The organism is Methylobacterium sp. A52T, from assembly GCF_053346095.1.
On the sequence record NZ_JBKFBI010000003.1, the window covers coordinates 65451 to 81226 of the forward strand.

General features: G+C 73.6%; 15 protein-coding genes. 7 read left to right on the forward strand and 8 right to left on the reverse strand.

Translation table 11 applies throughout. The annotated features are described in order from the left end of the window. Position 1: 1 nt before the first annotated feature. Positions 2-1021: a glycosyltransferase family 2 protein gene (locus tag ACLBYE_RS01705; RefSeq protein WP_447692777.1), complete on the reverse strand. Its 1020-nt coding sequence runs from the start codon at positions 1019-1021 to the stop codon at positions 2-4. A gap of 555 nt (positions 1022-1576) precedes the next feature. Between ACLBYE_RS01705 and ACLBYE_RS01710 the strand changes: the two genes are divergently transcribed. Further along, positions 1577-1798 (forward strand): DUF6894 family protein, encoded by a 222-nt coding sequence (locus ACLBYE_RS01710; protein WP_447692778.1) that lies wholly within the window; start codon positions 1577-1579, stop codon positions 1796-1798. A gap of 20 nt (positions 1799-1818) precedes the next feature. Here the strand turns inward: ACLBYE_RS01710 and ACLBYE_RS01715 are convergent, their stop codons facing one another. Beyond that, positions 1819-2895 (reverse strand): acyltransferase family protein, encoded by a 1077-nt coding sequence (locus ACLBYE_RS01715; protein ID WP_447692779.1) that lies wholly within the window; start codon positions 2893-2895, stop codon positions 1819-1821. 175 nt (positions 2896-3070) lie between these two features. Next, positions 3071-3223 carry a hypothetical protein gene (locus ACLBYE_RS01720; RefSeq protein ID WP_447692825.1) on the reverse strand — a complete coding sequence of 51 codons (153 nt, stop codon included), beginning with the start codon at positions 3221-3223 and terminating at the stop codon, positions 3071-3073. Between the two features lie 211 nt (positions 3224-3434). Between ACLBYE_RS01720 and ACLBYE_RS01725 the strand changes: the two genes are divergently transcribed. The 3 genes from ACLBYE_RS01725 (at position 3435) to ACLBYE_RS01735 (ending at position 5477) form a co-directional block, all read left to right on the forward strand. After that, complete coding sequence (locus tag ACLBYE_RS01725; RefSeq protein WP_427508512.1) at positions 3435-4172, forward strand: sugar transferase; 738 nt, start codon at positions 3435-3437, stop codon at positions 4170-4172. Positions 4173-4226: 54 nt separating this feature from the next. Then, positions 4227-4457: a hypothetical protein gene (locus ACLBYE_RS01730; protein ID WP_020091201.1), complete on the forward strand. Its 231-nt coding sequence runs from the start codon at positions 4227-4229 to the stop codon at positions 4455-4457. Positions 4458-5054: 597 nt separating this feature from the next. Continuing rightward, complete coding sequence (locus ACLBYE_RS01735) at positions 5055-5477, forward strand: VOC family protein (protein WP_447692780.1); 423 nt, start codon at positions 5055-5057, stop codon at positions 5475-5477. A 50-nt stretch (positions 5478-5527) separates the two neighbouring features. On the opposite strand, the gene ACLBYE_RS01740 is transcribed toward ACLBYE_RS01735, so the two are convergent. From ACLBYE_RS01740 to ACLBYE_RS01750, 3 genes are all read right to left on the reverse strand, one after another. Beyond that, positions 5528-5722 (reverse strand): hypothetical protein, encoded by a 195-nt coding sequence (locus ACLBYE_RS01740; protein ID WP_447692781.1) that lies wholly within the window; start codon positions 5720-5722, stop codon positions 5528-5530. 145 nt (positions 5723-5867) lie between these two features. Next, a complete protein-coding gene (locus tag ACLBYE_RS01745; protein ID WP_447692782.1) occupies positions 5868-6545 on the reverse strand; it encodes a cell division protein DivIVA in 678 nt (225 codons plus the stop codon). A gap of 254 nt (positions 6546-6799) precedes the next feature. Beyond that, complete coding sequence (locus tag ACLBYE_RS01750) at positions 6800-8068, reverse strand: NAD(P)/FAD-dependent oxidoreductase (protein ID WP_447692783.1); 1269 nt, start codon at positions 8066-8068, stop codon at positions 6800-6802. A gap of 675 nt (positions 8069-8743) precedes the next feature. Here ACLBYE_RS01750 and ACLBYE_RS01755 point away from each other — a divergent pair. The 3 genes from ACLBYE_RS01755 to ACLBYE_RS01765 all read left to right on the forward strand — a co-directional run bounded on the left by ACLBYE_RS01755 (position 8744) and on the right by ACLBYE_RS01765 (position 11380). Continuing rightward, positions 8744-9724 carry an aliphatic sulfonate ABC transporter substrate-binding protein gene (locus ACLBYE_RS01755; protein WP_447692784.1) on the forward strand — a complete coding sequence of 327 codons (981 nt, stop codon included), beginning with the start codon at positions 8744-8746 and terminating at the stop codon, positions 9722-9724. A gap of 8 nt (positions 9725-9732) precedes the next feature. Next, positions 9733-10512, forward strand: coding sequence for an ABC transporter permease (locus ACLBYE_RS01760; protein ID WP_447692785.1), 780 nt, complete (start codon positions 9733-9735; stop codon positions 10510-10512). 85 nt (positions 10513-10597) lie between these two features. Further along, positions 10598-11380, forward strand: coding sequence for an ABC transporter ATP-binding protein (locus ACLBYE_RS01765; protein WP_447692786.1), 783 nt, complete (start codon positions 10598-10600; stop codon positions 11378-11380). Positions 11381-11401: 21 nt separating this feature from the next. Here ACLBYE_RS01765 and ACLBYE_RS01770 read toward each other — a convergent pair whose 3' ends face one another. Together ACLBYE_RS01770 and ACLBYE_RS01775 are read right to left on the reverse strand one after the other, a co-directional pair. Continuing rightward, on the reverse strand, positions 11402-14569 hold the full coding sequence (locus ACLBYE_RS01770; RefSeq protein WP_447692787.1) for an efflux RND transporter permease subunit: 3168 nt from the start codon (positions 14567-14569) through the stop codon (positions 11402-11404). Further along, the gene (locus ACLBYE_RS01775; RefSeq protein ID WP_447692788.1) at positions 14562-15671 is read right to left on the reverse strand and encodes an efflux RND transporter periplasmic adaptor subunit; all 1110 of its coding nucleotides are present in this window, start codon (positions 15669-15671) and stop codon (positions 14562-14564) included. Before ACLBYE_RS01775 ends, ACLBYE_RS01770 begins: the two co-directional genes overlap by 8 nt. Positions 15672-15776 lie beyond the last annotated feature (105 nt).

Consider the following 15776-nt stretch of genomic DNA (forward strand, 5'->3'; position numbering starts at 1 on the left):
CTTACCTCTGTCCGATCGGGTGGGCGTGCGGCCGCGGCCGCAGGCGCTTGCCCGCCGCCGCCAGCAGCGTCGCGGCCAGGAACCGCCAGATCCGGGGATGCCGGAGCGCCAGGGTCGCGCCCGCGCGCCAGCGGCCGGCCTGGGCCGCCTCGATGACCTGGGCGATCAGCCGCGTCACCGCGAGGCCGTCGCGGTAGGCGCGGCTGCCGTGGCGGATCTCGGCGGAGCGCGACCGCGCCTCGGCGAGGCGGCCGTGCTCGGCCCGGGCCGCGAAGGCCGCGTCGAGGCGCGCGATGTCGGCCTGGCGCAGCCGGTGCGACAGGGAGGTGGGCCCGCGCCGGTAGCCGTAGCCCGCGTAGGTGGTGACCACGAACCGCGCCCCCGCCGCGAGGGCTTCCAGGCACAGCAGGAAATCTTCCCCGATCCGGACGCCCTCGTCGTACCGGATGCCGTGCCGGCGCAGGATCTCGGCGCGCATCATGGGCTTGAGGTAGCCGAGCTTGGTCACCCGGCTGAGCAGCTGGTTGCTGGCGATGTACTTGGCGAGGTCGATCTCGAACAGGTACGGCTCCCGGCCGCCCTCCAGCATCCCCGGACCCTGCGGGTCGAACATGTCGGTGAACGGGATCGGGTTGTCGGCGACGATGTCGGCATCCGCCGCGAGCGCGAGATCGAGCAGGGTCCGGGTGCGGTCGGGCAGGATCAGGTCGTCGGCGTCGAGGATCGCGATCCACCGGCCCCGGGCGGCGTTCAGCGCCGCGTTCCGGGCGCTCGACGGGCCCCGGGGCGCGCCCGGTCCGGCATCGGCGAGGGGAACGACGCGGACCCGCGGATCGGCCTCCGCCAGGCGCGCCAGCACGGAGGCGGTCCCGTCCCGCGAGCCGTCGTCGACCGCCACCACCTCCACGGCGACGCCGGTCTGGGCGAGGGCGGAGCGGATGGCCGTCTCGATCCAGGGCGCCGCGTCGTGCGCGGCCATGATGAACGAGACGTCCACGAAGGTGCCCCGAGCATCGGACAAGAGTTGATCCGCCATCGCGCTTCCTGGGCCGCCGGGCGCGGCCTCCGAGACCGCCCCCGACTTTGGCCGGAAGCGATCGGCGCGCACGACGCTCAAAGGGCGTAGGGCGGCCGCCATCCCCTCCCATTGCGGGGGATGGCCCCGACGGCCGGAACAGCTCAGTGCGTGTCGGGGGCGGTGTCGCCCGCGGGGCGGGAATTCCGGACGGTGAGGCCCTTCGCCAGAATCGTCCGGACGTGGGCGCGCAATTTTTGTTTTCTCTCAGCCGAGGCAGGAGAATCTTTTTTGAGGCTCGAATCGCCGGAGGCTGCCATGTCGAACGCCCCTGAGGCCCGTCACCGCGCGCCGCCATCGCCGAAGCGGCCGCAAGGGTGATCGGCGATACCTATAATGGATTATGTGGCTGGAATCTCGACATTATTGCAACGCAACCAACGAAAACAGTTTTGATGTTTGTTAAGGTTTATGTCTCCTACTGAGCATTGTCGGACGTGGGCGAACTACGTAGGTAGTATCCGAGGGCCCTCCCGAGGGCGGAAATCAGGGAGGAGATGAGTGCCCAGTCGCTTCTATTTCGACATCGAGAACGGCGAGGAGACGATCCGCGACGCGCAGGGCGTGGAGGCCGCGGACCTGGCCGAGGCGCTCGCGGAGGCCCGCAGCGTGATCGACGAAATGGCGGGTGAACTGGAGGCCGCGGGACCGGCCGGCGCGTGGACGCTCGTCGTGCGTGACGCCACCGGCGCGGAGGTCGGCCGGGTGCCGATCAAGGGCTGAGCCGGGGCCGCGCGACCGGATTACGGGCCGACCAGCGCGGAGGCGCCGACCCGCCGGCGCGGGGCCCGCAGCAGCCGGCGTGCGGGCCGCTCCAGGAGCCGCCACGACAGTTCGGCCAGCAGCAGCGTCAGCATCAGGTTGAGCGCCATGGAGACCGAGCGCGGTTCGGCGACGTCGAGGCCGACGAGGGCCAGCACCCGCTCCGCGTGGAGCGGCACGTGGAACAGGTAGGCGGCGTAGCTGATCACGCCGATCCGGCGCAGCCACGGGATCTCCAGGAGGGCAACCGCGCGGCCCTCCCGCGCCTGGACCACCTGCAGCAGCAGCAGTGCCGCCAGGAGACCGCTGAGGCGGCCGAGAACGAGCCACCAGCCGGTCGGCGCGATCACGAGCGGCAGGGCCACGAACAGGGCCAGCGCGCCGGCCAGGGCGGCGTCGCGGGCGAGCCAGGCCGGGAGCGGCCGGGTGCGCAGGCCGGCGAGCCCGCCGAGCGCGATCAGTCCGACATTGGCCAGGGTGTCGACGTCGAAGCACCGCGGCGCGGCGCCCGCCCGCCACAGGGCACCGTGCGCCAGGACGCTGATCCCGACCAGGAGCCAGCACAGCGTGCCGAGGTGGCGCCGCGGCAGGAACAGGGCCGCCGGCGCGAACAGCAGGTAGAATTGCTGCTCGACCGCGAGGCTCCAGAGATGGCCGAGCTCGGTGCCCCAGCCGTTCAGCTCGATGTAGATGTTGGTGACGTAGAACCACGTCGCGAGCTTGAACGCGTCGTTGCCGAGACTGGCCGGGTCGCCGGGCCGGACCGTGTAGAGCACGAACAGGAAGACGTAGTAGACCGGCACGATCCGGGCGACGCGGTTCCGGTAGAACAGCCCGAGGCTGCCGAGCGGCGTCGACGCGCCCGCCTCCACGGCCGTGCGGGCCGCGGCGAGGATCCGGACGATCAGGAAGCCGCTCAGGACGAAGAACAGCCACACGCCGGCCGTGCCGAGGGCCTCGGTCCTCGGGCTCGGCGCCTTGTGGCTGACGAAGACCATCAGGAACGCCAGGGCCCGCAGGCCGTCGAACCCGTTGATGCGGCGCTCTGAAGGGGCCACGGCGCGTCCCGTCCGGTGATCGACCGCGCCGCGCCGGGGCAGAACGCGCCCGCGCGGCCGGGTCCGGCCGGGAGGGCCGGGCATCCCGGCTTAGACCGGCCCCCGCGCGGGGCCCCCTTACCTCGATCGGCGGACGGGACCTCCCCGAAAGCGGTCCCGCCGCCCGGCAGGGCCGTCAGCGGCGGCGGACGAGCAGGACGACGAGGCCGACGGCGACGGCCGCCCCGGCCTGGGCGGCCAGCAGCGCGAGCAGGAAACCCTTCGGTAGAACAACCGCGAAGCCGATCGCTCCTCCAATCAGTGCAGCGAACACCAGCACGACCAGCAAGGCCTTACCTCCATTGATGGATCGGCGGCCGTCTTGTTGCCGAACCGGTCGTGGGCCCAGTGTTGTCGCAAGGGTTCCGCCTGCGATCGACGCCCCTTCGGACCGGCCGAGCGCCGCCGAAGCCGGCCGCGGCGAGGCTGGCCGAACCGGCCGGCTGCGCGCGTCGCTCCGCAAGTTCCGATCCCGTCTCACCCCGAGTCAAGGAGCCGACATGTTGCGCCCGGCTGGGACCCCGACGCCGATCGAGTCGTCGACGCCGCAGGATATGGTCGAGACGCTGAACGAGGCGTTGGTCAAGACATTGCCGGCCCCGCGGCAGGCCGGCCCCGGCCTCCGGGCGAGCTGGGCGATGAAGCGCGTCCTCGACGCGACGATTGCGCTGACGGCGCTCTTCCTGCTTCTGCCCCTGCTGCTGTTCATCGCCCTGCTGATCTGGGGCAGCGACGGCCGGTCGCCGATCTTCCGACACAAGCGCCTCGGCCGGCACGGGCGCCCCTTCGGATGCCTGAAGTTCCGGTCCATGGTCGCGGACGGCGACGCGGTGCTGGCGCGGCATTTCGCCGAGAATCCCGAGGCCCGGGCGGAGTGGGAGGCGTCCTTCAAGCTCACCCACGATCCCCGCGTCACGGCGCTGGGCCATGTCCTGCGCAAGACGTCCCTCGACGAGCTGCCGCAACTCTGGAACGTGCTGCGCGGCGAGATGAGCCTCGTGGGGCCGCGGCCGATCGTCCAGGCCGAGGTCGTGCGCTACGGCGCCGACTTCACCGCCTGCTTCTCCGTCCCGCCGGGCCTGACCGGCCTCTGGCAGGTCTCCGGGCGCAGCGACACGGGCTACGCCGAGCGCGTCGCCCTCGATTGCGCCTATGCCAGCCAGTGGAGCCTCCGCCGCGACCTCGCCATCCTGCTCAAGACGGTTCCGGCCGTGCTGAGCCAGCGCGGCAGCCGCTAGGGCCATGGCCGGGCGGCCGCGCCGCGCCCGCCGCGCCCGCAGCGGAGCGCGCCGATGAAGGGCATGATGCTCAACGCCCTGCTGGGCGTGATGCTGGGCCGCTTCGGCTCGGTCTGGCGGCTGCTGGTCTTCGTCCCGATCGTCGCGGCCGAGGTCGGCTACGGCCTCCTCGTCTACAACCTGAGCGCCGGCGCGTGCCTGCGGCGCGGGACGGCGCTGCTGGTCTGCGGGCAACTGGCCTTCCTGCTCGGCGCCCTGCTGCGGCCCATCGCCAACGAGCGGTGAGCCGTCCGGGCCCGGCGCGGCCCGGCGCGGCGAAGCGGACACGTCAGGCTGGATCCTCCTCGGCGGCCGGCGCCTGAAGGCAGAGCCGCCAGAACTCCACGAAGCCGGCGGCGTACGCGGCGATGACGAGGCTCGACCAATGCATCGCGTGGCTCCGGGCGCGTTCGAGGGCCCAGCCTGCCGCGGAGACGTTAAGATTTAGCCCGGCCCGGTGTCGGGTCCGGTTCCAGGGTCCGGAGCCCGGTGCGGTGTCATGTGTGGTCCGATGCCCGGGGCGGTCGCCGGTGCGGCGTCCGCCCGCCGGTGCGGCTAGAGCCGTTCCCGATCGGGTTGGGACGCAGGCGATCGGCGAGCCCGTGCCGAACGAGGCGCGGGTCCCCTCTCCCGTGCGGGAGAGGGACAGGGTGAGGGATGAGAACAGTCCGGACGAGTCGCGGCCTGTACGCGCATCGGCGGCCTGTTCAGTCCTGATCCTTCGCGTCCCTCACCCCAACCCTCTCCCGCACGGGAGAGGGGGCCTGGCGCGGCTGGCGAGACCGGGCTCGCCCTCCTTCCCGACCGTTGCAACAGGGTCGGATACGGCTCTAGGATCCGACGATGCAGCAGCAGATCTCGGTCATCACGCTCGGCGTCTCATCGCTCGGCCGATCGCGCGCCTTCTACGGCGACGGCTTCGGCTGGGCTCCCGTGTTCGAGAACGACGAGATCGTCTTCTACCAGATGAACGGGTTCATGCTCGGTACCTGGCAGAATCCCAACCTCGACCAGGATATGCGGCGCGCGAGCGAACCGAGCCCGAGCGCGTTCTGCCTCGCCCACAACGTCCCGAACCGCGGCGACGTCGCGCCCACCATCGCGCAGCTCATCGCGGCGGGCGGGACGCTCCTGCGCGCGGCCGACGAGCCGCCCCATGGCGGCTTCCGCGGATATCTGAGCGACCCGGACGGACATGCCTGGGAGATCGCCTGGAACCCGGCTTGGCGGATCGATGAACGCGGACTGGTGAGGTTCGGCCTCTGAGCGGGCGCGGAGGCCGCCGCACAGATCGGCCGTGCCGGGAAGGCGGCGACTCAGAGGTGGGTGAGCCGCAAGCGCCACCCGGACGAGTCCGCGACGGTGGCCGGCTCGATGGCCGGCGGAGGCGCCGCCACGGCGATGTCGGCGGACGGGGCGCGGCCGGAGACGCAGCCGCAGAGGGGCAGCGCCAGGGCGACGGCCGCGACGGCGACAGCCCGGATCGGGACGGTCCACCCGCGGATCGGCAATGCGGCCTCGACCGCGCGCGCGACCGCGGCGCTCCGTCCTCGGCGCGAAGCGCGGCCGGCAACGGGTCCCGGCGGACGGCCTGAAGCAGCGCCGTGGAGGGGCCGGGTGCCCAACGCGGACATGGCCCGGCCCCGGCACTCGGCCTCAGGCGCCCGCCGGCCCGCGGCTCACGTGGCCGCCCAGAAGCAGCGCCTTGGCGGCCGCGTCGATCCGGCCGAGCCACTTCTCCGCCGTCTCGGCGCGCAGGTCGGCGACGCGGACCTGCTCCTCGGCGGCCCGAACCCAAGCCTCGGCCTCCGCGCGGATCGTCCGGACGCGCGCCTCGGCCTCCGCGCGGATGTCCTGCACCTGGGCGTCCGCCTCGGCCTGGACGCGCTGCAGCCGGATATCGGCGCGTGCCTCGACCTCGCGGACGCGCATCTCGGACAGTTGCAGGCGGTGCCGGGTCTCCGCCAGCGCGCGCTGCGCGGCGGCCAGGGCGGCCTCGTGCGACATGCTCTGCTCCTGCAGGCGCTGCTTCTGCGCTTCGGCGCGGCCGGCCATGCCGGTGATGATGTCGAGCGTGCTCATCCAGTCCGACACCGCCTCGGACTCGCAGGGGTCCGGCACGGGGCCCGCGTCGTTGACCGCGGGTTCCGGCAGGATCGGCGGGTGCGCGACGGGATCGACGCGCGGCGCGGACAGCGCGGCCGGCCCCTCGACCGCGTCGAAGGACGGCTTGAGCGACAGGATCTCGGCGGACGGTCCTTCGACGAAGCGGTCCAGGCTGTCGGCGACCTGCGAGAGGATGTGGGACCACGTGGCAGTGGGGGCCGCGACCATGATGGCTCTACCCTGGCGGGATTTGGCAATGGCTAATACAATCTCCGGTATGGTTAATGGGTGGTTAATCGGCGGCGCGGCGACGCGACTTCGGGACGGTTCGTGGCGGCCCGATCAGTCTCGGCAGGCCCGGACGGGACGGCTCGACAATCTTCCGCCGGCTCGGTTCCAGTTTCCGAGGCGCTTCGAGCGGTTTCGCCAGGTTATCGACCGCCGACGACCCGACTCCCGGACCGGCCGCGATCGGGCCGGCGTCATCGCGCGGCCTGCGTCGCGGGCGCGGCCTGGATGATCGGCGCGGCTGCGGCCAGGATGGACGCGGCGTCGCGGTCGAGGGGTGGGTAGATGCGCGTGCCGTTGATGATCCGCTTCGTCGCCTTCGCGGCGGCGCCCGACGAGACCAGCGTGCCGCGATCCCAGCCGGAGGTGTAGACCGCCCCCCAGGCGCCCAGATCCAGCACGGTGACGTAGTCGGGCGCGGCGAAGCGCAACCGCCGCTCCGACACGCCGGCGAGATCGCAGACGGCGTTGAAGCCCGCGAACCGCCCCATCGGACGGGCGTGCTGGCACGACATCACCGTGCGATGACCGGCATCGTCCGCCGCAGCCGAGGCGATGTCGCCGGCCGCGTAGACGCCAGCGAGCCCCTGGACGGCCAGGAAGGCGTCGACGGGCAGGCGCCCGAGCGGGTCGAGGGGGAGGCCGAGCGTGCCGCCCAGCGGGCTCGCCCGCATGCCGGTGGCGCAGACACTCGTCCACGCCGGGAGGCGCGTCCCGTCCGCCAGCGTCACCCCGGCGCGATCGACCACACCGACCCGCGCACCGCCGATGCAGGTCACGCCGGCATCGCGCAAGGCCTCGCGGATCCCCGGCAGGGCCGCCGCGCCCATGGCGCTCCCGACCTCGCGCGCGTGGTCGATCAGGATGGTCCGCACCGGACCCGTGCCCCCGGCCCGGTCCCTGGCAGCGGCGAGCCGGGCGGGCAGCTCGCAGGCGAGTTCCAGTCCTACCAGGCCGCCGCCGATGACGACGGCGGTCCAGCGGCCGGCCTCATCCGGCCCGCCCGCGTCACCGAGGCGATCGAGATGCGCCGCGAGGGCCTGGGCCCCCGCGAAGGTGTCGACATCGAAGGCGCCCGCGAGTCCCGGGATCTCGGGGCGCCACAGCAGGCTGCCGGCGGCGAGGATGAGGCGGTCGTACGCCAGCGTCTCGACGACGCCCGACGACGCGGTGGACGACGCCGCGGACTCGACCGTGACCGTGCGCGCCACGGGATCGATGTCGATCGCGCGCGCCTCGCGGCGTTCCACCCCGATCGGCCCGAGAACGTCGTCGAGGGGCACGCGCAGGGCGCTGAGATCGGTCTCGTAGCAGCGGACCCGGATGACGTGGAACGGGTCCGGCGCGATCACCGTGACCGCGACGCGGTCGCCCAGGCCGAACTCGGTCCGGGCGCGCGCCGCGGCGGCGGCGGCCCACAGACCGGCGAAGCCGCCGCCGATCACGACGATTCTCGAGTCCATGGCAGAGTTCCCCCCGTGCCGGAGTCGTCGAACTCTGCACGTCGCTCGGCGATGCGGCAACGGTTACAGTCCTGGCGCGGGCGAGGATCGCTTCCGACAGTCGAGCGCCGGCGGTTCGGCCGTCGTGGCAGCCGCCACCCTGGCGCGCTCTCGGGCGCCGGAACGACCCGTCAGCCCGCAGCCGCGGTCTCGCGAGCGTGCGGGCCGCGCGCTGCCGCCGCGCGGCTCCAGCGTGGCTGCGGCGCGGCCGGGGAGGACAGACGCCGCTCCTCGCGCGCGCGGACGCGTAATTTCTTCTCGTCTTGGGTCGGCCGACCGAAAATTCTTGCTTCGACACCGCGAAGTAGAGAAAGCCCTTTTGTTGACTCCGCGACCGGCCGACAGGATCTTGTATTCACAGTCACGCCGAGGGCCGCGCAGGTACGATGAAGACGCAGGGGCGGACCGGGCGTGATCCCGCAGCCGGGGGATGTGTCGGCGCGGATCGCGCGATCGGGGCGGTCCCGGGTCTCGGGCGCGCCGGACGCGCCCGGCCGAACGTCTCGCCGACGGCGCCGCGCCCCTGAACCCAGCCGCCCGGACGAGACCGCTCGGGACCGCGCCGCGGCGCGGATCCCCTGCCCCGCGCCGGCCCCGCACCCCGCCCTCCGTTTCGCCACGACATCAGGCCCGACCATGCGCTCCACCCGCCGATCCCTCCTGGCCGCCGGCCTCGCCCTGGCCTGCCTCGGCGCGCTCGCGCCGCGCGAGGCCCGCGCCGACGACCCGAAGGAGATCCGCTTGGACTGGGCGACCTACAACCCGGTCGGCCTGCTCCTGAAGGAGAAGGGCTTCCTAGAGGAGGCGCTGGCGCCGCGGGGCATCAAGGTCCGCTGGGTCCAGTCGCTCGGCTCCAACAAGGCCCTCGAGTTCCTGAATGCCGGCGCCATCGATTTCGGGTCGGCGGCCGGCGCGGCGGCCCTCGTGGCGCGCAACAACGGCAACCCGATCAAGGCGATCTACGCCTACTCGCGCCCCGAATGGACGGCGCTCGTGACCCGCAAGGACAGCGGCATCACCAAGCCCGCCGACCTGAAGGGCAAGCGCGTCGCCGTCACCCGGGGCACCGATCCGCACATCTTCCTGATCCGCGCGCTCCAGGGCGCCGGCCTCACCGAGCGCGACGCCAAGCTCGTGCTGCTGCAGCACGCGGACGGGCGGACCGCCCTCGACCGCGGCGACGTCGATGCCTGGGCCGGCCTCGACCCGATGATGGCGGCGGCCGAGATCGAGAACGGCGACGTCCTGGTCTACCGCGACGCCGCGGCGAACACCTGGGGCCTGCTCGACGTCCGGGAGGACTTCGCCACCGCCCATCCCGACCTCGTCCGGACGGTGATCGCGGCCTACGAGCGGGCGCGCGCCTACGCGCTGGCCAACCCGCAGGCGCTCGCGGCGGCCCTCGTGGCGGCCACCAAGCTGCCCGAGCCGGTGATCGCCCGGCAGCTCGAGCGGACCGACCTCTCCCAGCCGGCGATCGGCCCGGCACAGGCGCAGTCGATCAAGGCGGCCGGCACCGCCCTGCAGCAGGCCGGGATCATCCCGGCGGGCACCGACGTGTCCGCCGCCGTCGACGGGCTGCTCGACACGCGCTTCAATCCCGTCGCCGGACAGTGAGCGGCCGCGTGCCGCTGCTGCGGCGGGGCGGTCGCGCCGGCCTGGGTCTGCTGCTGCCGCTCGTCGTGGCGATCGGCTGGGAGCTCGCGGTCGCGAGCGGCGCGGCGTCGGGGCGGCTGCTCCCGCCGCCGAGCCGGATCGCCGCGACCCTCTGGGCCCTGGCCGTCTCGGGCGATCTCTGGATGCATGTCGAGGCGACCCTCGTGCGGGTCGGCCTCGGCTTCCTCTGCGGCGCGGCGGCCGGGATCCTGGCCGGCGCCCTCGTGGCCACGGTCCCGCCGCTGCGCTGGCTCCTCGACCCGAGCCTGCAGGCGCTGCGGGCCGTCCCGTCGCTCGCCTGGGTGCCGCTCTTCATCCTGTGGTTCGGCATCCTGGAGACGCCGAAGGTCCTTTTGATCGCCGTGGGGGTGTTCTTCCCGGTCTATGTCGGCGTCTCGGGCGCGATCGCCTCGGTCGACCGCAAGCTGGTCGAGGTCGGCCGGATCTTCCGCCTGTCCCGCCTCGCCCTCGCCCGCCGGATCCTGCTGCCGGCCGTGCTGCCGGCGACCCTGGTGGGCCTGCGCACGGGGCTCGGCCTCGGCTTCCTGTTCGTCGTGGCGGCGGAGCTGATGGGCGCCTCGGAGGGGCTCGGCTACCTGCTGGTGGACGGGCAGCAGTTCAGCAAGCCCGATCAGATCGTGGCGGCGATCATCGCCTTCGCCCTCGTCGGCAAGGCGGCCGACATGGCCCTGGTCACGCTGACTGCCCCCCTGACCCGGTGGCAGGATACCGTGCGGGACAGCCTGTGACCGCGGCGCCGCTGCGGAGGCGCGCGGCGGACCGGGAGGCCGCCCCGCGCCGCGATCCCCACGCCACGCCCGCCGAGAGACGCAAGTGCTGACCGTCGACGACCTCTCCAAGACCTACGCGGACGGCACGCAGGCGCTCGCGGGCATCGACCTGTCGGTCGAGCAGGGCGAGATCGTCGCGCTGATCGGCGGCTCGGGCTGCGGGAAGACGACCCTGCTCCGGCTGATCGCGGGGCTCGACCACGCGAGCGCGGGCGCCGTCGCGGTCGACGGCGAGACGATCCGCGCGCCCCATCCGAGCGTGGGCGTCGTCTTCCAGGAGCCGCGCCTGCTGCCCTGGCTCGACGTGGCCGGCAATGTCGGCTTCGGCCTCGCCGACCTGTCCCGGTCCGAGCGCCGCGCCCGCGTCGCCCACGCCCTGGAGCGCGTCGGGCTCGCCGAGCACGGCGGTCGCTGGCCGCGCGAGCTGTCCGGCGGCCAGCAGCAGCGCGTGGCGATCGCCCGCGCCTTCGTGGCGCGGCCGCGGGTGCTGCTCCTCGACGAGCCGTTCTCGGCCCTCGACGCCTTCACCCGGAAGGGGCTGCACGACCAGCTCCTCGGTCTTTGGGCCGAGTCGAAGCCGACGATCCTGATCGTCACGCACGACGTCGGTGAGGCCGTCACCCTGGCCGACCGGGTGGTGGTGATGCGCCCGCGGCCCGGGCGCCTCGACGAGACCGTCCCGGTCGCGCTCGCCCGGCCGCGCGAACCGGTGTCGGCGACCTACGAGGAGGCCGTGCGCCGCGTGCTCGCCGCCCTCGACCACTCCCTGCGCCCGGCGACGGGCAGCCGGCAGCCCGCGCCCGAGACCCGCGCGAGCTGGTGGTAGGGCCGCCGGCGATCCGCGGATTCAGGACCCGACCGCGGTCAGTTCCAGATCCGCGGGGTCCGCGCGCCGGAACCGGGCGTAGCGCAGCGCCATAACCGGCAGGACCAGCAGGTTCAGCACCGTCGAGGTGATCAGGCCGCCGAGGATCACGAGGGCCATCGGGCCCTCGATCTCGCGGCCGGGCTCCCCGGCACCGAGCGCCAGCGGCAGCAGGCCGAGGCCCGTCACCAGGGAGGTCATCAGGATCGGCACCATCCGGTCCGCGGCGCCCGCCGCCGCCGTGGCGGCGTCCCAGGCGCGCCCGTCCCGGGTGACCATCTGCTCGTAATGGGCGATCAGCATCACGCTGTTGCGCAGCGAGATGCCCGACAGGGTCACGAAGCCGACGATCGAGCCCAGCGACAGCACCCCGCCGGCGAGCGCCACGGCCGCGACGCCGCCCACGAAGGCGAAGGGCAGGTTGACGAGGACGAGGAGCAGGTTCGCCGCCGAGCCGGTGACGATCGCCAGCAGGACCACGATGCCGAAGCCGGCCATCCCGGCATGGACCAGCAGGTCGCGGCGGGCGGCCGCCTGCGCCTCGGCGGCCCCCGAGAAGGTCACGTAGACCCCCTCCGGCAGCCGCACCTCGCGGGCGATCTTGCGCTTGGCCGCCGCCACGAAGCCCGCGACGTCGCGGTCGGCGACGTTGGCGGTCACCGCCTGCACCCGCTGCGCGCCGAGATGCTGGACTTGGTAGCGGCCGGCGCTCTCGTAGACGTCGGCGACCTGCGACAGCCGGACGTAGCGCCCGCCCGGCGTCCGCAGGGGCAGGTCTCCCACCGCGCTGAGCCGGTCCCGCACCCGGGCGTCGAGGATCACCAGCACGTTGAACACTGCGTTGCCGCGATAGGTCTGGCCGACCGTGTCGCCCTGGTAGGCGGTGCGCACGGCCTCCAGCACCTCCACGGGGTCGAGCCCCCAGTGCCGCAGGTCCACCGGGCGCAGCGCCACCGTGACCTGCGGCAGCCCGGCCGGCGAGGCCTGCTGGACGTCCCGGGCGCCCTTCACCTCCGAGAGCTCCTGCGCCACCGAGCGGGCGGCCGCCTCGATCCGGTCGAGGTCGCTGCCGACCACGTTGACCACGACCGGCGCGGTGAAGCCCGAGACCGTCTCCTCGATGCGCTCGGTGAGGAAGGTCTTGAGCGAGAAGGCGGCCCCCGGGAAGCCGGCGATCAGCTGCCGGATGGCGCCCTCGACCCGGCGCTGGGCGGCGCCGTCGAGCCCGGGCTCGAGGTCGATGTGGATCTCGCTGTAGTGCGGCCCGGCGGTGTCCTCGGCGGCCTCGGCCCGGCCGATCTGCGCCGCCACGGCGCGCACCCCGGGGATCTCCTTCAGGTCGCCGGTGATCAGCGTCCCGAGCCGCTCCGATTCCTGCAGCGCGGTGCCGGGGATGGCGACCATGTGCAGGATCATGTGCCCCTCCTTCAGGTCGGGGAGGAACACCGCGCCCAGCGTCGGCAGGATGGCGGCGCCCGCGAGGGTGACCAGCAGGGCGCCCGCCATGGCGACCCGCGGCACCCGCCCGATCCCGGCGAGCAGCCGCAGGTAGGCGGCGCGGCTCCAGCGCACCACGGGCGGATCGGGCGGCGCGGCGCCGGCGTCGCGCCCGATCCGGCCGCCGAGGAGCAGGAGCGCCAGGGCCGGCGTGACCGTGAGCGCCACGAGGAGCGAGGCGACGACGGCCGCGATGTAGGCGAGCGCCAGCGGCCCGAACAGGCGGCCGGCGACGCCGGTCAGCGCCAGGACCGGCAGGAACATCAGAATCACCGCGAGGGTCGCGTAGGCGACCGAGGTCCGCACCTCCAGCATCGCGGCGAGCACCACGCGGGGCAGGCCGCGGCGTCCGCCCCGCGACTCCCGCAGCCGGCGCGCGACGTTCTCGACGCCGATCACCGCGTCGTCGACGACCTCGCCGATGGCGAGGGCGAGGCCGCCGAGGGTCATCGTGTTGAGGCTCTCGCCCCAGGCCTGGAGGGCGAGGGCGGCGGCGATCAGCGACAGCGGGATCGCCGTCGCGCTGATCAGGGCCGCCCGCCAGTCCGCGAGGAAGACGAGGAGCACGACCACCACCAGCACGCCGCCGAGCGCCAGCGCCTCGATCACGTTGCCGGTGGCCACGTCCACGAAGTTCGCCGGCCGGAACAGGTCGGCCCGCAGGCTCACGCCGTCGCGCTTCAGGACCGGGCGCAGCTCGTCGAGGGCCGCCTCCAGGCGGGCGGTCACGGCGCGGGTGTCGACGCCCACCTGCGCGCCGACCATCAGCAGCACGCCGGGCCTGCCGTCCACGAGGGCCGCGCTGATCGCCGGCTCGGGCGCGGCCGTGACGGTCGCCACGTCGGAGAGCACCACGCTCGCCCCGCCGTCGTTGTGGAGCACGATCTGCCCGAGCGCCTCCGGGGTGAGCGACTGCCCCTCGGTCCGGAGCAGGACGCGCTGGTTCGGCGTGTCGACGAAGCCCGCCCCGCGCACGCCGGTCCCCTTCCGGGCGGCCGTCAGGACGTCGTTGAGGCCGATCTGGAAGCGGATCAGGTCGTCGGGGCGGACCTGGATCTGCAGGGCGCGCACGCCGCCGCCGTAGATCGAGACCTGGGCGATGCCGGGCACCGCCTGGAGCCGCCGCCGCACGGTCCATTCCGCGACCTGGCGCAGGTCCATGGCGTCGCGGGTCTCGGAGGTGAGACCCACGAGGAGCACGGTCAGCGTCGAGGAGGTCAGCGGGGTCATGGCGGGCGCCGCCACGCCGGCCGGCATGCGGCCGGCGATCGCCGCCAGGCGCTCGTTGACCCGCTGGCGGATGCGGTCGACGTCGCTGCCGGACCGGAACGCGGCGGTGATCACCGACAGGCCCTGGATCGAGGTCGATCGCAGGGTCTCAAGGCCCGGCAGGCCGCCGACCGCCACCTCGACGGGCTGCGTGACCAGCACCTCGACCTGCTCCGAGTCGAGACCCGGCGCCTCGGTCTGGATGGTCACGGTCGGCGGTGCGAATTCCGGGAACACGTCGTAGCGCGCGCCCGAGAGGGCGTAGAGCCCGAAGACGAGGACGGCGCAGGCGAGCGCCAGGACCACCCTGGGCAGCCGGACGGCGAAGCCGACGAGGGCCGCCTGCGGACCGCCGCGACCGGCGGCAGCGGGCGGCTCAGTCATCGTCGTCGCCCACGACGCGGATGCGGCTCTTCATCTCCTCGGACAGGAGCGCCTGCGCGCCCCGCAGCACGATCTCGCTGCCGTCCGCCAGATCCTCGACCACGAAGGCGTCGGCCGACATCGGCGCGTCCGGCCGGACCGGGTGACGCACGAAGGCGCCGTCGCCGGTCCCGCGATACACCCAGGTGCCGCCCTCGCCGTGGACGACGGCGTCCTCCGGCACGAGGACGCCCTTCACCGCGCGCGGCGCCGGCAGGAACGCCATCGTGCTGGTCCCGGGCAGGAGGCCGCTGTCGCCGGAGACGAGGTAGAAGAAGCTCTGCCCCTGGATCCGCGGATCGGTCCGCGTCGCCGGCGAGACCAGCCGCAGGGCGACCCGCTCGCTCTGCGGCGGCACCTCGGCGAAGGCGGCCTTGGGCGCCTCCGGCAGGGTCTCCCCCGGCGGCAACGTCACCTGCATGAGGAAATCAGCCCGCTCGATCAGGCGCGTCACCAGCGGCGACCGCTCGATGATCGCCTTGCCGAGCACCGGCCCCCATTCCTGGCGCGCCGTCGCCGCGAAGGTGCGCAGCTGCGATTCCGCCACCGTGACCGACGCCTGATCGGTGAGGAGCGTACCCTCGGCGGTCTCGATCTGCGCCACCGCCACCACGCCGGCGCCGAGGGTCCGCGCCCGGCGTGCGGCGCTGGCCGAGACTTCGACCCGGGCGCGGGCGGTCTGGAGCGCCGCCACGGCGCCGGCGTAGCTGTTGGTCAGCTCGGTGATGCGGGCGAGGTCGAGGACGCTGCCGTAGGCGGTCAGTTCCTGGCGGTGGAGGACCGTGGGACGCGCCTCGGCGACGAGACCGATCCGGGCGCGCTCGGCCGGCGTCAGCCGGACCAGGGTCCGGCCGTCCTCGATCGCGGTGCGCGGCGCGGGGAGTTGCGCCGCCGCCGACAGACTGTCCCGTCGCTCCGGGATCAGCGCCGCGACGCGCGCCCGCACCTCGGCGACGATCGGGCCGGCATCGGCCCGGAGGCGCTCGCCCGTCGGCGTGACCGCGAGACCGGCCGCCGCGAGCAGGACCCCTCCGATGAGCAGCAGCGCCCGGCGACCACGCACGTCGCTCTCCTCCCCTGGACCGATTGCCGAATCTACCCGGTTTCGGTGCCAAATACACCCGAACTCGACCAGCTCAAACTGTCACGCTCGGTTGCGCTCGTGGGT